The 18,836-nt window shown below is 46.9% G+C and carries 15 protein-coding genes and 1 other annotated feature; all 15 genes read left to right on the top strand.

Going from position 1 to position 18,836, the window contains the following annotated elements; genetic code table 11:
• Positions 1–179: 179 nt before the first annotated feature.
• The 15 genes from MHH56_RS09175 to murC all read left to right on the top strand — a co-directional run bounded on the left by MHH56_RS09175 (position 180) and on the right by murC (position 18,606).
• Positions 180–770 carry a non-ribosomal peptide synthetase module gene (locus MHH56_RS09175; RefSeq protein ID WP_339207840.1) on the top strand — a complete coding sequence of 197 codons (591 nt, stop codon included), beginning with the start codon at positions 180–182 and terminating at the stop codon, positions 768–770.
• 171 nt (positions 771–941) lie between these two features.
• A complete protein-coding gene (locus MHH56_RS09180) occupies positions 942–1,625 on the top strand; it encodes a YjgB family protein (protein ID WP_339207842.1) in 684 nt (227 codons plus the stop codon).
• A gap of 281 nt (positions 1,626–1,906) precedes the next feature.
• Positions 1,907–2,305 (top strand): adenosylmethionine decarboxylase, encoded by a 399-nt coding sequence (gene speD / locus MHH56_RS09185; RefSeq protein WP_054027216.1) that lies wholly within the window; start codon positions 1,907–1,909, stop codon positions 2,303–2,305.
• A gap of 199 nt (positions 2,306–2,504) precedes the next feature.
• Positions 2,505–3,887, top strand: coding sequence for a glutamyl-tRNA reductase (gene hemA / locus MHH56_RS09190; RefSeq protein ID WP_076271656.1), 1,383 nt, complete (start codon positions 2,505–2,507; stop codon positions 3,885–3,887).
• A 22-nt stretch (positions 3,888–3,909) separates the two neighbouring features.
• Entirely contained in the window at positions 3,910–4,722 is an 813-nt protein-coding gene (ccsA, locus tag MHH56_RS09195; protein ID WP_076271657.1) for a cytochrome c biogenesis protein CcsA, read from the top strand.
• Between the two features lie 31 nt (positions 4,723–4,753).
• On the top strand, positions 4,754–5,398 hold the full coding sequence (locus MHH56_RS09200) for a bifunctional precorrin-2 dehydrogenase/sirohydrochlorin ferrochelatase (RefSeq protein ID WP_339207844.1): 645 nt from the start codon (positions 4,754–4,756) through the stop codon (positions 5,396–5,398).
• On the top strand, positions 5,398–6,369 hold the full coding sequence (gene hemC / locus MHH56_RS09205; RefSeq protein ID WP_339207845.1) for a hydroxymethylbilane synthase: 972 nt from the start codon (positions 5,398–5,400) through the stop codon (positions 6,367–6,369). Before MHH56_RS09200 ends, hemC begins: the two co-directional genes overlap by 1 nt.
• Before the next feature lie 5 nt (positions 6,370–6,374).
• The gene (gene cobA / locus MHH56_RS09210) at positions 6,375–7,943 is read left to right on the top strand and encodes a uroporphyrinogen-III C-methyltransferase (RefSeq protein ID WP_339207847.1); all 1,569 of its coding nucleotides are present in this window, start codon (positions 6,375–6,377) and stop codon (positions 7,941–7,943) included.
• 3 nt (positions 7,944–7,946) lie between these two features.
• Positions 7,947–8,945, top strand: a complete 999-nt coding sequence (hemB, locus tag MHH56_RS09215; protein ID WP_339207848.1) for a porphobilinogen synthase — start codon at positions 7,947–7,949, stop codon at positions 8,943–8,945.
• A gap of 4 nt (positions 8,946–8,949) precedes the next feature.
• Entirely contained in the window at positions 8,950–10,251 is a 1,302-nt protein-coding gene (hemL, locus tag MHH56_RS09220; protein WP_076271661.1) for a glutamate-1-semialdehyde 2,1-aminomutase, read from the top strand.
• An 86-nt stretch (positions 10,252–10,337) separates the two neighbouring features.
• On the top strand, positions 10,338–11,339 hold the full coding sequence (locus MHH56_RS09225) for an RluA family pseudouridine synthase (RefSeq protein WP_339207850.1): 1,002 nt from the start codon (positions 10,338–10,340) through the stop codon (positions 11,337–11,339).
• Positions 11,340–11,428: 89 nt separating this feature from the next.
• The gene (locus MHH56_RS09230; RefSeq protein WP_339207852.1) at positions 11,429–12,730 is read left to right on the top strand and encodes a LysM peptidoglycan-binding domain-containing protein; all 1,302 of its coding nucleotides are present in this window, start codon (positions 11,429–11,431) and stop codon (positions 12,728–12,730) included.
• Between the two features lie 119 nt (positions 12,731–12,849).
• Positions 12,850–13,090, top strand: a binding site (T-box leader).
• Positions 13,091–13,146: 56 nt separating this feature from the next.
• Positions 13,147–15,789: a valine--tRNA ligase gene (locus tag MHH56_RS09235; protein ID WP_339207853.1), complete on the top strand. Its 2,643-nt coding sequence runs from the start codon at positions 13,147–13,149 to the stop codon at positions 15,787–15,789.
• Positions 15,790–15,818: 29 nt separating this feature from the next.
• Entirely contained in the window at positions 15,819–17,204 is a 1,386-nt protein-coding gene (locus MHH56_RS09240; protein ID WP_339207855.1) for a folylpolyglutamate synthase/dihydrofolate synthase family protein, read from the top strand.
• A gap of 7 nt (positions 17,205–17,211) precedes the next feature.
• A complete protein-coding gene (murC, locus tag MHH56_RS09245) occupies positions 17,212–18,606 on the top strand; it encodes a UDP-N-acetylmuramate--L-alanine ligase (protein WP_339207856.1) in 1,395 nt (464 codons plus the stop codon).
• Positions 18,607–18,836: the final 230 nt, after the last annotated feature.

Consider the following 18,836-nt stretch of genomic DNA (forward strand, 5'->3'; position numbering starts at 1 on the left):
GAGGATTTAGTGAAATAGTCGGCTTTCTTCGTGAATTCTACCGTTATTTTGTGGAATATGCGAGAATATCGGGGATGAACGACAGGAATAAAATGATAAGATCACGTATAATATACTTAAGCAACAAGACCAGAGTTAAAGACCAAAGCGTGCAAGTTCAAAGAATTGAGGAGATTTTTATGGCTAAGCGGCTAGCCACAGAGTATGTAAATGCCAAACTGCAATTGACGAATGAAGAGATGGCTGAGTTTATCCGTTCATTTGAAGAGCAACAAATACACCTTCAGGTGTTGGTGCTTGACAATGGGAATCAGGAGCTCGTTCTCGAAGATGTAGCAGGGAGGGAAGAAGTCCGACTGACCTTTGAACGTCAACAAGACTATTACGTGTGCGTATTATCTTGCCGTCTTGTGCAACCGAGGCTGACCAATGCTATGCGAAAAGCTCTTTCAGCTTTCCGCGGCAACGCGATCGTCAACCGAATCTACAGTCATTATACGATGATCTATCATTATAAGAATGGTTCCGTTCACCAAATTGTCGAAAGCTCGAGCACAGGGGAGCGCATTGTATTCGAATTCAAGGATACACTTGGCCAACTGGAGCGTGTGTTCCAAAGTCGTTTGATCGAGCGGGAAATCGGATTGTTAAGCAATGCAGTCAATGAATTGCTAGATCTTCGCAACCAAACGAAGGATGCTGAAGAAATTAGCAAAATCGATGAGCGTTTAACCGATCTAACTCGCAAGCTCTTCATTCTTGAAGCTTAATACATGTAGGAAATCTTGATTAAAGAGGCTGCTTTTGCAGCCTCTTTTTTTTGTTTTCAAAATATTGCATCTATGAATTTTGCAACATTTTGCGTGTTTAAGCAGTTAGTATCAGGGTAAGGCGAGTGGATGGCATCTTAGTATTTTTATACAACAAGGAGATGAATAGGAATGAATCAAACCAAACGATTTAAACAGTTTGCTATCGGAATATCATTTGCGATCGCATTATCTTTAACAGCGTGCAGCAATAAGGATACAGGAGCAGATCAAGTGCCGCCGCTGGCAACAGAGATGCCGAGCAATCAGCCAGAGACAAGTACACCGGCCTCACCGGACACCAAGCCAAGCGTCCCGCCTTCTGAACAGCCTAATGAGCAACCAGGCGGTAATGGCGCTGAGGAGCCGTCTAGCGGCTCTGAGGCCGGAGAAACGATCAGCTCAGTCTACGCACTTGCGAAGGAAGGCAAAGTTCCAGGCTCCGATTATGCTGCCCATATCGCATTATATGATGATATAGAGAAAAAGTGGGGCAAGCCTGATACCAACGAATCCGCTGGGAAAGGGATGTACGCTGCCTACAAAGATAAAGGGATTACATTTGGATACAACAAAGGCATGCTTGTTTATGATGTAAGATCTTACTCGAAAAAGCTTCAAGGCATTACATTGAAAGACATAGAGATCGCGCTTGGGTCTGCTGATGAAAAAACGGTTAACGGTACGGATGACATTTATACCTATGAGGTCAATAAACAATATCAGCTTAAATTTATTTTAGCTGAAGCAACTGGCAAGGTGGATCACATCTCTGTATACAGTCCGCAGGACGCAAAAAATAATATGGCGGGATGATCGCACAGCCCATTGCGAGATAAGCTTCAACGTCATACATTGAAAACGGGGCTGGCAATGAAAGGTTATTTCCATCCTTTAGAAAAAAAGTATTGCAATTATCCCGGATAGATGTTATTTTTATTCTCGTTGAAAAGATTGTTGATGTTAATAATAGGAACCAGGATTCACTCAGGACATTGTTATGTTGCGAGAGATTAATCCCTCGAGAAGTGAATGACGTAGGTCCTAGCGGATGAAATTTTTCAAACATTTTATTCCTAGGAAGGGGGAACCGGAAGATGGAATACTCAACTTTCGGAAGACACGTTGCTGTTGATACTTGGGGTGTAGACTTTGATCTACTGAACAGCGCTGAATTTTTGCAATCACACATGGTAGAGGCTGCAGAGGCTTGTGGTGCTACTGTATTGTCGGTTCAAGCCAAACAATTCGATCCTCAAGGCGCAACTGTGCTCGTGCTGCTGTCGGAGAGTCACCTCTCGATTCATACGTATCCTGAGAGAGGTTTTGCTGCGCTTGATTGTTATACTTGCGGCGAAACTGTAGATCCTCAGCTTGCGATCGACTACATGCTCGCTGTACTGAAGCCAAAAGCGACGTATGCGAAGAAGCTTGTACGCGGTATGGGCGAACTGCAAGTAGAAGAGCCAAAAATGAAACAAACTGAGCTCGTTTAAGAGCTTTAAAACTTATTGCTCATAGTGAAATAACCATGGATGGTATCCATGGTTATTTCTTTGTAGTAAAAGGGAATAATGAGTCTGTACTTTTCAAATATTATTCATAAATGAACATTATCTGAATGTTTTACTATGCTATAATTATCGATAACATCAATGCTTGATCGCTTAAAGAGAAGGAGGCAGGTGACCGCGCATGCACATTATCGCAGTAGGACTGAATTACCGAACGGCTCCCGTAGAAGTAAGAGAACAATTTGCGTTCGCAGAACGGGATTTGCCGGAAGCATTAATACAGCTCATTCAGACACAAAGCATAATGGAATGTGTCATAGTAGCGACCTGCAATCGGACGGAGCTTTATGCAGTTGTAGACAGGCACCATCTATGCGGGCATTACATTCGAAGCTTTATGGAGAAGTGGTTTAAGCTGCCTAGGCAGAACTTCACCAACCATTTATATATGTATGAGGACGAAAAGGCGATTGATCATTTATTCCGTGTAACGAGCGGACTTGATTCCATGGTCATTGGCGAGACTCAAATTTTGGGACAAGTAAAAACAGCTTTTCAGCTCGCACAGCAGCAGAAAACGACAGGTACAGTTTTTAATATGCTGTTTAAACAGGCGGTTACAATGGCCAAGCGTGCCCATTCCGAAACGTCGATCGGCGAATCTGCAGTTTCTGTGAGCTACGCTGCCGTTGAGCTTGGGAAACGGATTTTCGGACAATTCAACAAAAAAACGGTTATGGTCATTGGTGCAGGTGAAACGGGCGAACTGACTGCCAAGCATCTGTACACGAATGGCGCAGATCGCGTCGTTGTTGTAAATCGCACCTATGAGCGGGCAACACAGCTGGCAGACAAATTTAACGGAATCGCATGGTCGATGGAAGAAGCAGTGGATAAGCTTCATGAAGCAGACATTATTATCAGCTCCACTGGCTCGAAAGAATACGTGTTAACGCGCAAACAGGTTGCAGAAGCTATGCAGCGTAGAAAAGCGAAGCCGCTCTTTATGATTGATATTGCGGTCCCGCGTGATTTGGACCCTTCGATTGCTGCCGTTGATAATGTATTCTTGTATGATATTGATGATTTAGAGGGCATCGTGGAAAGCAATCTCGCGCATAGGCGTCAAGAGGCTGCCAAAATTGAAGCGATGATTACCGAAGAAATTGAAGTGTTCGAGCAGTGGTACAAAACGCTTGGCGTTGTTCCCCTTATTCGAACTTTGCAATCCAAAGCAGCAGGCATTCACGAGGAAACGATGAACAGCTTGACGAATAAATTGCCTGATCTCGGCGAGCATGAGCTTAAAGTAATCCGTAAGCTAACAAAAAGCATCGTTAACCAAATGATGCAGGATCCTATTTTACGAATTAAAGAAATGGCTGGCGAGAAGCGGGCAGACGAAGCGATGGATATGTTCGTTAAGCTGTTTGCACTCGAGGAAGATCTTGCTAAAGCGCGTCAAGCGGAGCTTGAAGCGGCAACAGATACTGTCGCTGCTGCAAAAAAGAAAAATGTTCAACCCCATGCAGCTGCGGCGGTATTAGCACCTATTACAAGGTAGAGGGCTGCTAGGTGGAGGAGCTATGGAGACGCAAAACTTTTTATATGATGCGATACTTTATATTTACGCCCTGAGCCTGCTGTTTTATTTCTCCGACTTCATGAATGCAAGTCGGAGAGCGAAACGGATGGGTACAGGGCTGCTTATTTTTGTTTGGGTATTACAGACTGGTTACCTTGTTACTCGCATCGTATCTCATTTGCAAATGACGGAAGTATCAACCTTTGAATACTGGTTAGGCTTTTCTTGGCTTTTAGTTACCATTTCGCTAGTGATCAGTCGATTTATTAAAATTGATTTCATTGTGTTTTTTGTAAATGTTGTTGGTTTTGCGGTGTTGGCGCTTAACCTGTATAGTGACCCTGGAAATGGCGAGTCGCTTAAAGTTTGGGAAACAACAAGAGAGCTATTATATATTCATATCAGTCTCGTTTTGCTTGCGTATGCTGCATTAACCATAGGCGCTTTGTTCGCCGGCATGTATTTGTTTTTGCATAATCAGCTGAAACGAAAGCGCTGGTCAAACTTTGTGCGCAGATTGCCAAGCCTCGATATGATTGAGCGTTATGGAGATCGAGCAGTCATTGTTGGCGTTCCATTGTTTGCAATGTCGCTTGCGATTGCGGTGACGTCTATACTTGTCGAAAGACGGTTTGCGTTGTTGATTGACTGGAAGGTACTGTCTTCTTTTGGAACCTTGGTCATGTACATTATTTATGTGTACCAGAGAGCGATGCTCAAACGTCCCGGATTGCAATTGGCCCGCTTTTATATTATTTCGTTTGGTTTGCTGCTTCTGAATTTGTTTACTAATTATTTCTCCTCCTTTCATTAACGAGAATTGACTGCTGGAGGCAAGGACGGCAATGAATGGTTTATATCCAATTTTCATGCAGCTTAAAGGCAAACGCTGCGTTATTATCGGCGGCGGTAGCGTGGCGCAGCGAAAGCTGCAAGGGCTGCTGGCTGCTGGAGCGGATGAAATATGGGTCATCAGCCCGTCATTAACTCCTCAACTCGTGAGTTTGGCTTCCGACGGGGAAATCAACTGGTTCCAGCGAGAATACAATGATGGCGATCTTGCTAGTGCATCGTTAGTGTTTGCGGCAACAAACGATAAACGTTTAAATGCGGAGATTGCGGCCGCCGCTAATCGGCTTGGCATTTTAGTAAACGCGGTGGATGATGCGGACAAAGGCTCGTTTATTTCACCTTCGATTGTCAGGCGTGGAGATTTGCTGCTGGCGGTTACTGCTTCAGGCGCAAGCCCGGCGTTGTCTCAGCAAATAAAGAAAGAGCTTGAAGCGCTTTATGGCCCGGAATACGAAGAAATAACGATAGTATTGCGTCGCTTCCGGGAGAAAGTGCTAAACAGCTTGCTTGATGAACAGGAGAGACAATCCGTGCTGAAGCTTGCGGCCGAAGAGGCAGCGACGCTAAAGCGGATCAATATTGATATGGATGAATGGCTGCAAAGCCTGCTTCATCGGATAGACAGGGGGCTTACATAATGGCAACAACTAACCAAGGACAACGAATTATCGTGGTAGGAACAAGGCAAAGCGCACTTGCGCTTACACAAACGGGACAAGTGATCGATGAACTGACACGCATAAGTGAGAAGCATGGGTTTGATTATAAGTTTGAAGTGAAAAAAATAGTAACAAAAGGTGATCGCATACTTGATGTTACGCTGTCTAAAGTAGGTGGAAAAGGGCTGTTCGTTAAGGAAATCGAACAAGCACTTGCAGACGGTGTAATTGATTTGGCCGTTCACAGCATGAAGGACATGCCTTATGAGCTTCCGGAAGGGTTAATAAATGGAGCGATTCCAAGACGCGTCGATCCGAGAGATTGCCTTATCACTCGTGAAGGCGGCGGATTGTCTGAATTGCCTCTAGGTGCGAGAGTGGGAACGAGCAGCCTGCGTAGATCCTGCCAGCTTAAAAACGCGAGACCTGATCTTCAGCTTGAGTCCATAAGGGGCAATATAGATTCCCGTATTCGCAAATTAGAAACCGAAGGTTTCGATGCGGTTGTGCTTGCTGCAGCTGGTCTGAAACGCATGGGATGGGAAGATCGCATATCTGCGAACATTCCTGTTGATGTATGCTTGCCTGCTGTAGGACAAGGCGCACTTGGCATTGAATGCCGCGAGAATGATGAACAAGTTCGAGAGCTGCTTTCCCTTCTTAACGATGATGAAACCGAGGTTACGGTACGAGCTGAGCGAAGTTTCCTTGGTTCACTGAATGGTGGATGCCAGGTGCCGATAGGCGCATATTGCACATTAGGTGATGAGCTCCCAGGCCAAAGCGGGAAACATGAGCTTATCCTGACGGGCATGGTCGGATCGCCGGACGGAGCAACGCTGCTGAAAGAAGTGATGAAGGGAATTGATCCTGAACAGCTTGGCCGTGATGTTGCAGATGCACTCATTGCACGCGGCGCAGACCGTATTTTAGCTGAAATTGGGGGATGACGGGCTTGGACAAGGGGAAGGTATATTTAGTTGGCGCCGGACCGGGAGATCCGAAGCTGATTACGGTGCGCGGACTGCAATGCTTGGAGGAATGTGAGGTTGTCGTTTACGATCGCTTGGCAAGCCCGAGATTGCTCCGGTACGTGAAGCCGGGAGCGGAGAGAATTTACGTCGGCAAGCTGCCAGACCGTCATACGATGAAGCAGGAGGAAATCAACCAGCTTCTTGTCGATTTGGCGCTGGAAGGCAAGATCGTTACTCGTCTGAAAGGCGGAGATCCTACGATTTTTGGACGAGTTGGAGAAGAAGCCGAGCTTCTTTATGATAACGGAATCGAGTTCGAAATCGTGCCAGGCATTACCTCGGCAATCGCAGTTCCCGCTTACGCAGGCATTCCAGTCACACATCGTGATATGGCATCATCCTTGTCCATTATTACGGGTCATGAGAGTCCGGATAAGCTTGACCGCTCCATTCATTGGGATAAAGTAACGAATGCTACGGGAACCCTTATTTTTCTAATGGGTGTCGCCAAAATAGGATATATTTCTGATCAGCTCATGAAGCATGGCAAGCCGCCGCAAACGCCAGTTGCGCTTATTCGCTGGGGAACGAGAGTTGAGCAGCGTACCATTGTTGGCACACTGGAAACCATTGAGGGGATTGTCAAAGCAGCGAATTTTCAGCCGCCTGCCGTCATTGTGGTAGGCGACGTTGTACTGCAGAGAGAGAAGCTGAAGTGGTATGAGAACAAGCCGCTATTTGGCTTGCGTATACTAGTTACACGAGCTAGAGCACAGGCAAGCGAGCTAGCTGAACAGATTGAAACGCTTGGCGGGGAGCCTTGCGAGTTTCCAGTCATTGAAACGATTGAACCAACGGACCCCGTTGTTGTAGCTAACTTGAAGGAACAGTTGGAGCAGGCAGAACAATATGAGTGGCTAATGTTTACGAGCGTAAACGGCGTGGAGTACTTTTTTGAATGGCTGCGTAAATTTAATATCGATATTAGGAGATTTTTTGGTGCGAGAATTGCAGCAGTTGGTCCTAAGACAGCTGAGGCGCTTGCAAAGCGCGGCTTAGTGGTTGATGAGCTGCCTGTAAAGTTCCATGCGGAAGGCTTGCTGGACAAGCTGGCGCCGCAGCTGAAGGCAGGAGAGAGAGTGCTGCTGCCTCGAGGAGATCTTGCACGCGAGGTATTGCCCCGTGAGCTGAAGGCAATGGGACTTGTGCCAACGGAAATCGATGTTTATGAAACGGTCATTGTCGATGAACAGGATGAGCTTGCCCTCGAATGGATTCGCGAAAAAGAAATTCACATGATTACATTCACTAGTTCATCGACGGTGACCAATTTGCTTGAGGTATTGAGACGCAAGGGCATTTCAGATCCAGTACAACTATTATCGGACATTCCCATTGCGAGTATTGGCCCGCTAACAACGAAGACTGCACTAGAAGCAGGCTTGAAGGTTGCTATTGAGCCAGAAGATTCAACGCTGGATAGTATGCTTAAAGCAATCGTTGATTATCAGCAAAAACAACTTGCTAAGCTAGTCGAGGAGGAATACTAAGTGATGAGTTTCCCAACAGTAAGAAATCGCAGATTACGCAAAACGTCTGCTCTTCGGAGCATGGTAAGAGAAACTGTGCTGAGTGTAAATGATTTTATATATCCGATCTTCGTTACGCATGGTGTAAATATAAAAGAAGAAATTCCATCTATGCCGGGTGTATACCACCTGTCGATGGATCTTTTGGAGAAAGAGATTCGTGAAGTGGTTGCTTGCGGCATTCAATCGGTGCTGCTGTTCGGCCTTCCTGAATATAAAGATGCTTTGGGATCTTCGGCTTATGATGCGAACGGTATCGTTCAACAAGCGATAAAAGCAGTGAAGAAGTGGGCTCCGGAGCTTGTTGTTGTCGCGGACACTTGTTTATGCCAATTTACCGACCACGGTCATTGCGGCATCGTACATTTGCATGAGGAGACAGGCATAGCGGAAGTGGATAATGACTCCTCGCTTGATCTGCTCGTACAAACGGCTGTATCGCAAGCGGAAGCAGGAGCAGACATTATCGCACCTTCCAATATGATGGACGGCTTTGTGCTTGCAATTCGTGAAGGATTAGATGATGCTGGCTTTAGTGACGTACCGATTATGTCTTACTCTGTTAAATTTTCTTCGGCTTACTACGGCCCTTTCCGTGATGCCGCACATTCGGCTCCACAATTCGGCGACCGCAAAACATACCAGATGGACCCAGCTAACGTACGCGAGGCGCTTCGTGAAGCAGAGTCAGATATTGCTGAGGGTGCCGATATGCTAATGGTCAAGCCTGCTCTAGCTTACTTGGATATTTTGAGGCTGCTTAAGGATAAATATAATTTACCGGTTGTCGCTTATAACGTGAGCGCCGAATACTCGATGGTGAAAGCCGCTGCAGCTAATGGCTGGATTGATGAGCAATCGATCGTTCTAGAAACCTTGCTAGGCATGAAGCGTGCTGGTGCTGATCTCATTATCACGTACCACGCAAAGGATGCGGCACGTTGGTTGAAGGGAGAGGGGTAAGCAGATGAGTGAACAATCGAACCTTAGAAATGATGCGCGCTCAGTAGAAGCTTTCGAAAGAGCAAAAAAAGTAATGCCAGGCGGTGTAAACAGCCCGGTTAGAGCATTCAAATCAGTGGGCTTGAACCCTGTCTATATGGAGCGGGGAGAAGGCAGCCGCATTTATGATATCGATGGCAACAGCTATATCGATTATGTAGCATCATGGGGCCCTCTCATTATGGGGCATGCCCATCCTGAAGTGATCGAAGCGATTAAACGTACGGCAGAGAAGGGGACAAGCTTCGGCGCCCCAACAGAGCTTGAAACATTGATGGCTGAGCTTGTTTGCGAGCGAGTGCCTTCAGTTGATATCGTTCGCATGGTTAACTCCGGTACGGAAGCGACGATGAGCGCCATTCGGCTTGCTCGCGGTTATACGAAACGAAGCAGGATTTTGAAATTCGAAGGCTCATATCATGGTCATGCGGATAGCTTGCTCATTAAAGCAGGCTCAGGCGTTGCGACGCTTGGCCTGCCTGACAGCCCGGGTGTACCGGAGCATGTAGCTTCGCATACGATTACGGTACCATACAACGATATTGAATCCGTAAAGCTTGCTTTCGAAAAATTCGGTGAGGAAATTGCTTGTGTCATCGTTGAACCGGTAGCTGGCAACATGGGCGTTGTTCCGCCATTGCCTGGTTTCTTGCAAGGATTACGCGACATTACAACGCAGTACGGTACGGTTCTTATTTTTGACGAGGTAATGACGGGCTTCCGTGTTGGTTATAACTGCGCGCAAGGACTTTACGGTATTACTCCAGACCTTACTTGCTTCGGCAAAGTTATTGGCGGCGGATTGCCAGTCGGCGCATACGGCGGCAAACGGGAGCTTATGGAGATGATTGCACCGAGCGGACCTATCTATCAAGCGGGAACCTTATCAGGCAATCCGCTTGCGATGGCGGCAGGTTATGCAACATTGAATCTGCTAACCCCTGAAGTGTATGAGCATATGGAGCGTCAAGCGGTTAGGCTGCAGCTTGGTTTTGAAGCGAATGCGCGCAAACATGGCATTGCAAATACGATTAACCGTGTTGGATCGATGGTTTGTCCGTTCTTCACGGATACGTTTGTCATCAATTTCGAAACGGCAAAAACATCCGATCTAGAGCGCTTTAAGGCTTATTTTGCGGCGATGCTTGATTTGGGTGTAAGCATTGCTCCTTCACAATTTGAAGGCATGTTTGTTTCCGGGGTTCATACGAATGAGGACATAGATGCGACAATTGAAGCGCATGATATTGCGTTTAGCCGCTTGTAATATCACTGTATTTTGAAATAAAGGTAAGAGGCTCGTAAGGAAGCGAAGACGTTTTTTGCTTCGTTTACGATTGGGAGGAACGTTATATGATTGATGGTCAGATGAAGAGGAATGGACAATGGCTGGAGTTAGACTGGCTTGCTCTTGGCGCTGCGTCCTCTGATACCATTAATCCTGAATCGGAAAAGGATCCGGCAGCAACGCCGGAGCTTGCGCAGCCGCGGGCTGGCAGTCATCCGCACCTTGTGCGTCAGTGGCTGCTGGCCCGTTCCTTTTTTCCGCAGAAGTGGATTAATCGGTTGTTTTCAATTGGAGGCATTCAGTGGAACGGGGAGCATCTGCAGCTGCTTGCTTTCCCGCCAGTAGATCCGCGCAGTGATGCTTCATATCGTCACCTGCGCAGGGATACTAAACTAAATATGCCAGATGTGTTATATGAAGACGATTTCTGCATCGTATTTGACAAGCCAGCTGGCATGGCAGTGCATGGATCATCTCCCGGTCAAAGCGGAACGCTGGATGAGGCGGCGGCATGGCATCTTTTGAGCCAAGGCGATCCGCTGAATATACGTCATATCCACAGGCTGGATGATGATACGTCTGGTCCCGTTTTATATGCAAAAAATGATTTGGCCCAGTGGAAGCTTGATGAGGCGATGAGAGCGAAAGCGATAGACAGACAATATATGGCTGTCGTTCAAGGCCGAATGTCAAAGCTTTCGGGTACGATTAATATGCCAATAGGGAAGGATCGACATCAACCGGCAAGGCGCAGAGTTTCAGAAAACGGCGATCTAGCAATTAGCCATTACGAGGTTGTGGCAGCAAATTCTCGATCGTCACTAATACGTGTAAAGCTTGAGACAGGACGAACGCATCAAATTCGGGTTCACTTAAGTCATATTGGACATCCGCTGCTTGGAGACGGTCTGTATGGAGGTAGCACAGCACAGTTGAAGCATCAAGCGCTGCATGGGGAAAAGCTTGTTTTTCCTCATCCTCTGACCGACTCGCTAATAGAAGCAGCCTCGCCTTGGCCGCAATGGCTGATGCAGCTTTCAGAAGAGATGGAGTTCCGTTCAAAATGATAGTCATGCTCCTGCCCAACCTACCATATAGATAAGTAGTGAATGTAACGTTAGACCAAGCATTCAGTATGAGAGGGGAGGATTTAGGCGTGTCGGATCAAACGAACGGATTACGTTTTGATGTGTATGAGCGCGTCCACTTGCCCGATGATGTTGCGGCAATTGACGAGTTGGAGGAAATTGAGCTTGTTCCTCGTATTCAAGTTATCGATCAAGGGGACCATGCCGTGCTTAGAGGGCAGCTTCTGCTTAGCGGGGTATATAGGAGTCAAACTGATTCCGAAAACTCCCTGACGCTGGAGCACTGGATACCGGTCGAAATAACGCTGCCAATGAACCGAATATCACGGCTGGATGATATTTCGATTGAAATTGACAATTTTGACGTCGATCTTTTGTCTGCTCGCACATTAAACATTACAGGTGTTCTTTCTTTGCGTGGTATTTCTGCTCAGCCTATTCAGGAGCCGGAGGACATTTGGCGAGAAGAACCTTTTACTGTCATTCATCAACGGGAAGTTTATGATGAACGAGCCGTGGAAGCTTTTAATGGTCAAAATGCCGCTATTGAACAATCGTACATAGCGGAAGAACTTGAGCTTGCTGCGCAAGAGGAGATTTCAAACGAGCAAATAGCCGGTGCATCGGATGAGCCTGAGGAAGCAACCGTAACAATCTCTTCCTCATCTTCAGGTGGAGGCTGGTCATCTTCGCAGTTATTCGCATCTCCTGCTCCGCAGGAAGAGGATGTGGAGAGCCAAGAAGATGAGAGAGAAATTTCACTATCTTCTCAGCAAACAAGCAACGAGGGCTGGTTAGCAACATCCTCGCCGTTTGCAAATGATTCCGCAGTGATTCCACTAGTTGAAGCAGCAAGCGAGCAAGTACTGGCGGAGGAACGTGAAGAGCTGGTACAAATCGATGCTCCAATAGCTCAAATAGCTCAAATAGCTCCAGTAGCAGAGGCTTTCCCGCAGCAGCAGAGTCCTGTTCCAGAGCAGGAAAAGCAGGAGCCGCGTATCGCAATTACAAACAAGCAGCCGCAAGAGGGTTCTGGTTTGGCAGGAGATGTCGGCATTCTCACGCTGCTTCAGACGAGTCGGCGTGAACAAGCAGCACGTCAGGCGGCAGAACAGGTAGTCGCTCAGCAACGGGCAGATGAGGAAGCGAGAGTACAGGCTTCCGGCGATGAGATTGAGTGGAAAAACTTATTTCTGGGCAAACGCTCGGAAGATAAGGAATTTAAGAAAATTCGGATGTGTATTGTGCAGCGGGACGAGACGCTTGATGTCATCGCTACACGCTATAGCATGAATCCGAGGGAAATTGTAATGTATAACCGATTGGACGACTCAAGTGTGTCGGAAGGACAGCTGTTATACATTCCATAGAGGCTTCTGTAACGAAAATGCCCCTATTGCTCATTAATTTGAGCGATAGGGGCATTTCTTGCTTCTGCCGAGGTTGACTCAGCTCAGCAACAAAGGTATGATAAAAGTATATATGTGTTATAACGACATTGATGGGGAATAGTAGGCAGCAAAGCCTTCAGAGAGTGGAACCGTTACGCTGAGAGGTTCTGCAGGAAGTGACTGCTACGAGTCGCCCCGGAGTTGCCTGAGCCAAGTAGGAGCAACCTGTGCTCTACCGAAGTCAGGCCGGCCGCAGCCGTTATCTGTTTGAGTGCCATGCGGATACATTTCGCGTGGAACAAAGGTGGTACCACGGAAGCTTAACCTTTCGTCCTTTATGATAAGGGCGGCAGGTTTTTTTTGTTTTTGTAGATCGATTTATGGAGGATGGACGAATGTCAGAAAATCAAACGACAACTGCAATGCCGACAACTTATGATCCTAAGGCAGCTGAGCAGAAATGGTACGATTACTGGATGCAGGGAAAATTTTTCGAGGCAGGCAAACGACCGGATGCACAGACGTATACGATTGTTATTCCGCCTCCTAACGTTACCGGAATGCTGCATATCGGGCATGCGTTAGATTTTACCCTACAAGATATTTTAATTAGAACGAAGCGTATGCAAGGTTTCGACACGCTGTGGGTGCCAGGAACTGACCATGCGGGCATCGCGACGCAAACAAGAGTTGAGCAGAAGCTGCGTGAGCAAGGAATATCGCGCTACGACCTAGGTCGTGAAGCATTCCTAGAGAAAGTATGGGAGTGGAAGGATGAGTACGCAAGTACGATTCGCGATCAATGGTCGAAGATGGGACTTTCCCTCGATTATTCGAGAGAGCGGTTCACTTTGGATGAAGGCCTCTCCAAGGCTGTACGCGAGGTTTTTGTTAAGCTGTATGATAAGGGCTTGATCTATCGCGGCAAAAAAATCATTAACTGGGACCCTGCTGCTCGCACAGCTCTTTCAGATATTGAGGTAGAGCACAAGGAAATCAATGGTCATTTGTATCACTTGAAATACCCGCTTAAGGACGGTTCAGGCTTTATAACGGTTGCAACGACACGTCCAGAGACGATGCTCGGCGATACAGCTGTAGCGGTTCATCCAGAGGATGATCGTTACAAGCACTTGATTGGGCAAATGATCGTGCTTCCAGTCGTTGGGCGCGAAATTCCGATTATTGCAGATGAGTACGTCGATAAGGAATTTGGTTCAGGTGCCGTAAAAATTACGCCTGCACATGATCCAAATGACTTTGAAGTTGGCGAGCGCCACAGTCTGCCGCAGATCATTGTGATGGATGAGACAGGTACTATGAACGCTGAAGCTGGTCCTTATCAAGGTCTCGACCGTGCGGATTGCCGCAAGCAGCTCGTTAAGGATTTGCAGGAGCAAGGTGTATGCGTGGAAATCGAAGATCATGTGCATCAAGTTGGTCACAGTGAGCGCAGCGGCGCCGTTGTTGAGCCCTATTTGTCTACACAATGGTTCGTTGCAATGAAACCTCTAGCTGAAGCTGCAATCGCAGCTCAAAAGGCTGGCAAAGGTGTCAACTTCGTACCTGAGAGATTCGAGAAAATATATTTGCACTGGATCGAGAACGTACGCGATTGGTGTATTTCTAGGCAGCTATGGTGGGGTCACCGCATACCGGCTTGGTATGATGAGACGACAGGTGAAACACATGTCTCTCGTGAGAATATGGAGGGCGATCACCTTACCCAAGATAATGACGTGCTTGATACGTGGTTCAGCTCCGCATTATGGCCGTTCTCTACACTAGGCTGGCCGGATGAAACGAATGACCTGAAACGTTATTACCCAACGGATGTACTCGTAACGGGTTATGACATCATTTATTTCTGGGTATCCCGAATGATCTTCACAGCTCTTGAGTTTACAGAGCAATCTCCGTTCAAGGATGTGCTGATGCACGGACTTGTTCGTGACTCCGAAGGACAAAAGATGTCCAAGTCGAAGGGCAATGGTGTCGATCCGCTTGAGGTTATCGAGAAATATGGTGCAGATGCTATGCGTTATATGATCTCGACAAGCAGCACGCCAGGACAGGATTTGCGTTTCCGGTGGGAGAAGGTTGAGCAATCGCGCAACTTTGCGAACAAGATTTGGAATGCATCACGCTTCGCGCTGATGAATCTTGAAGGGGTTGAAGCAGCTGATATTGATATCACTGTTAATCTCGGAACAGCGGATCGCTGGATTTTGCATCGCCTGAATGAAACGGTTCGTGATGTAACTCGATTAATTGACAGCTATGAGTTCGGTGAAACTGGACGTCTATTGTATAATTTCATTTGGGATGATCTTTGCGACTGGTACATTGAATTCGCTAAGCTTAGCCTTTACAGCACGGATGAAGCAGCTAAAAAAGCTACGCAATCGGTACTTGCTTATGTGCTAGACCGTACGCAGCGTCTTATTCACCCGTTCATGCCATATATCAGCGAAGAGATTTGGCAGCATCTGCCTCATGTTGGCGATACGATCACTTTGGCAGAATGGCCGGTTTATGATACTGCGCTTGAAGCGCCGGACGCTGTGAAAGAGATGGAGCTCCTGATGGAGATGATCCGTTCAGTGCGCAATATCCGAGCAGAAGTAAATGTTCCGATGAGCAAAAAGATTGAAATGCTAATTAAGCCTGCTAGCGAGGCTGAAGCTGCTATTATGTCCCGCAACGAAGAATTTATTAAACGTTTCTGCGGTACGTCAAGTTTGGAGACTGGCCTGCACATTAGTGCGCCGGACAAAGCAATGACTGCGATTTTAACTGGTGTTGAGATTTATTTGCCGCTTGCCGGCTTAATCGATATTGCTCAGGAAATTGCTCGTTTAGAGAAGGAACATCAGCATTTGAATACCGAGGTAGAGCGGATTGAGAAGAAGCTCAGCAATGAAGGCTTTGTGGCAAAAGCGCCAGCTAAGGTTATCGATGAAGAACGCGCCAAAATGAACGATTATGCAGACAAACGCGACAAGGTACTAGCTAGAATTGCGGAATTGCGCGGATAACGCTGCAAAACGGAAGAAGGACGATTAGTATGGCAGAACAACAAATAGAGCAGCGGCCTGCAGGGCCGCTGCAATCCTACCGGGAAGCGGTAGATTGGATTACTGGGCTAATTCCATTCGGTATTCGTCCAGGTCTTGATCGGATCGAGCAATTGATGGAACGGCTGGATAATCCGCATCGCAGATTAAAGTTTATCCACATTGCCGGGACAAATGGGAAAGGGTCTACTTGTGCATATTTGACGAGTGTTTTGCTGCGCGGCGGATATGATGTAGGCACATTTACATCGCCATATATAACGAAGTTTACGAATCGTTTTCAATATAACGGTATCGATATCGAAGAAGAGACGCTGCTTAGACTTGCCAACGAGCTAAAACCTCATGTTGATGAGCTTGCTCAGACAGAACTAGGCTCGCCTACGATGTTTGAAGTATCAACAGCGCTGGCTATTCTTTTTTATGCGAAGGTCACTTATCCCGATTATGTCGTGTGGGAGACTGGACTTGGCGGCAGGCTTGATGTGACGAATATCGTTCAACCGGTTGTTTCCGTCATTACGAATATTGGCCATGACCATATGGATAAACTCGGTGATACGATTGCTGCAGTTGCGAGTGAAAAAGCTGGCATTATTAAAGCAGGAATACCGGTTATTAGTGCGGTTACTCAGCCAGAGGCAATTGAGGTTATTAAGCAAGCAGCTGAAGGCAAAAAAAGCACGCTTTATTTGTTAGGTGAACAGTTCCACGAAACGGCAATCTCGGTTCGCGAGAATGAGCAAACTTTCCGCTTCGACAATCTATTCCGCAGCATCGAGCCGTTGACAATCACGCTAAATGGTGCCCATCAACGGACGAATGCAGCGGTTGCTGTCATGACGCTTGAGATACTTCGCCAATATAATGCACTAGTCATCGAAGATGATGTACTGGCGGAAGGGCTTCAAAAGGCTGCGTGGCCGGGACGACTTGAGATGGTTTCTGATCAGCCTCGTATTTTGGTCGATGGCGCACATAATCCAGAAGGTGCAGAGTCACTCGTGGACGCTTTAAAAAACACTTACAAATATGATAGGTTACATCTTATGATGGGTATGCTGGAGAATAAGAATCATCAGGATGTTCTTAAGCATATACTACCAATAGTGGATACGCTTATTGTGACCGAGCCTGACTATCGAATGAAAAAAGATGCCTCTGCTTTGGCTGATTTGGTACGTGAAATGCGTCAGCAACAGCCAGATCAGTACGCTTTCGAGCTTGTAGTGGAATCAAACTGGCAAGCAGCATTACAAAAACTACAACAGTTAACCGGGGAAACAGACCTTGGAGTCGTGACAGGCACGCTATATTTAATTGCTGACGTTCGCTCCCGCATTTTGTATGACTCGGATTCTGAAAAAGGTTGGTGAACCGTCTTTGAATACGGCAGAACACGTTCATTTCATCGGAATCGGCGGTTACGGAATGAGTGCCATTGCCCGCGTTATGCTGGAAATGGGCTATAAGGTGACCGGGTCCGATGTCGCACGTCAAGAATTAACAGAGAAGCTTGCAGCAAATGGTGCCAGCATTTATATCGGTCATCAGCCCGAGCATGTGAATGGAGCGGACTTGGTCGTATACTCTACGGCACTTTCCAAAGATAATGTTGAACGGAAAGCAGCTGAAGAGCTCAACATCCCAGTTTTGCATCGATCGCAAATGCTGGCTAGATTGATGAACGCAGGCAAAGGAATCGCAGTAGCCGGCGCACATGGCAAGACGACGACCTCTTCAATGATCGCGCTTGTTATGGAATCTTGCGGTGCGGATCCAACCTATATTATCGGTGGCGAAATCGTTAATGTAGGTACAAACGCAAAAGCGGGCAAAGGTGAATACGTCGTAGCGGAAGCGGACGAGAGTGATGGTTCATTCCTTCATTATCACCCTACGCTTGCTATCGTGACGAATATTGAGCCGGATCATCTTGAAAATTATGATGGCGATTTCGGCAAGCTGAAGGCTGCTTATGTGCAGTTTTTGCAGCAGGTGAAAGCGGACGGCAAGGCGATTGTATGCGCGGATGACGAGACGGTTAACGAATTGATACCGCAAGTATATCAAGGCAATATGAACTCATCGCAGCTAGTGACTTATGGCATTGACGGCGATGCAGACTATAAAGCTCAAAATGTTGTACTTGGAGACCGGAAGGTAACCTTTACAATGACGCATAAAGGGGCATTGCTTGGAGATGTGGAGCTGTCTGTTCCAGGCCTTCATAATGTGTACAATGCAATGGCTACTGTTATTACTTGTCTCGAAGCAGGCTTGTCCTTTGACAAAATTGCTGTTGCGATTCAATCATTTAGAGGCGCGAAACGCCGCTTCCAGGTGCTTGGGGAAGTTAATGATATTTTGGTCATTGATGACTATGCGCATCATCCAACGGAGATCAGAGCGACAATCAGCGCTGCAAAAGCAACAGGTAAGCGTATTATTGCCGTGTTTCAACCACAGCGTTATACGCGGACGTTTTTCTTATTCGAGCAATTCAGCCGCGCATTCCCAGAGGCCGATGAGGTAATTATTACCGACATCTACTCGCCGGCAGGCGAACTGCAAATCGAAGGAGTAACATCCCGCAAGCTGGTAGAGCTGATCAAAAGCAACAGCAACGCGAACTCCGAGTATATTCCAACCAAAGAAGAAGTGCTTGCATATTTGACTGAGCGGGTCGCACCAGGCGATCTTGTTATCACCATGGGAGCAGGCGACATTTGGAAGGTAGCGGATTCGTTAGCGAAATCGTTAAAATCAAACCAATAAGCAGCTAATGCCCGGGATTCCATATCGGAATCACCGGGCATTTTGTATAAGCACGGGACTTTTCGTAAAAAAGGCTCTAAATAAGCCCACATAAAATTAACTTCAATACTCGATGTAGGTAAATCCCACTAGCCCAACTCACTGTCCCCCAATTCAATGGCTTGTACTCACTACCTAATAAACCTCTCACTCTTTACCTCACTCACTCATTCACTGATCTCATCAACCCA

The sequence above is a fragment of the Paenibacillus sp. FSL K6-3182 genome, assembly GCF_037976325.1.
GTDB lineage: Bacteria > Bacillota > Bacilli > Paenibacillales > Paenibacillaceae > Pristimantibacillus.

What these genes read in the sequence shown, in the direction of transcription:
- ccsA (WP_076271657.1), top strand. Translation starts at nt 3,910, where the DNA reads ATGGAGACGCAAAACTTTTTATATGATGCGATACTTTATATTTACGCC.
- MHH56_RS09235 (WP_339207853.1), top strand. Translation starts at nt 13,147, where the DNA reads ATGTCAGAAAATCAAACGACAACTGCAATGCCGACAACTTATGATCCT.
- hemB (WP_339207848.1), top strand. Translation starts at nt 7,947, where the DNA reads ATGAGTTTCCCAACAGTAAGAAATCGCAGATTACGCAAAACGTCTGCT.
- MHH56_RS09200 (WP_339207844.1), top strand. Translation starts at nt 4,754, where the DNA reads ATGAATGGTTTATATCCAATTTTCATGCAGCTTAAAGGCAAACGCTGC.
- MHH56_RS09240 (WP_339207855.1), top strand. Translation starts at nt 15,819, where the DNA reads ATGGCAGAACAACAAATAGAGCAGCGGCCTGCAGGGCCGCTGCAATCC.
- MHH56_RS09225 (WP_339207850.1), top strand. Translation starts at nt 10,338, where the DNA reads ATGATTGATGGTCAGATGAAGAGGAATGGACAATGGCTGGAGTTAGAC.
- hemC (WP_339207845.1), top strand. Translation starts at nt 5,398, where the DNA reads ATGGCAACAACTAACCAAGGACAACGAATTATCGTGGTAGGAACAAGG.
- hemA (WP_076271656.1), top strand. Translation starts at nt 2,505, where the DNA reads ATGCACATTATCGCAGTAGGACTGAATTACCGAACGGCTCCCGTAGAA.
- hemL (WP_076271661.1), top strand. Translation starts at nt 8,950, where the DNA reads ATGAGTGAACAATCGAACCTTAGAAATGATGCGCGCTCAGTAGAAGCT.
- MHH56_RS09175 (WP_339207840.1), top strand. Translation starts at nt 180, where the DNA reads ATGGCTAAGCGGCTAGCCACAGAGTATGTAAATGCCAAACTGCAATTG.
- MHH56_RS09180 (WP_339207842.1), top strand. Translation starts at nt 942, where the DNA reads ATGAATCAAACCAAACGATTTAAACAGTTTGCTATCGGAATATCATTT.
- speD (WP_054027216.1), top strand. Translation starts at nt 1,907, where the DNA reads ATGGAATACTCAACTTTCGGAAGACACGTTGCTGTTGATACTTGGGGT.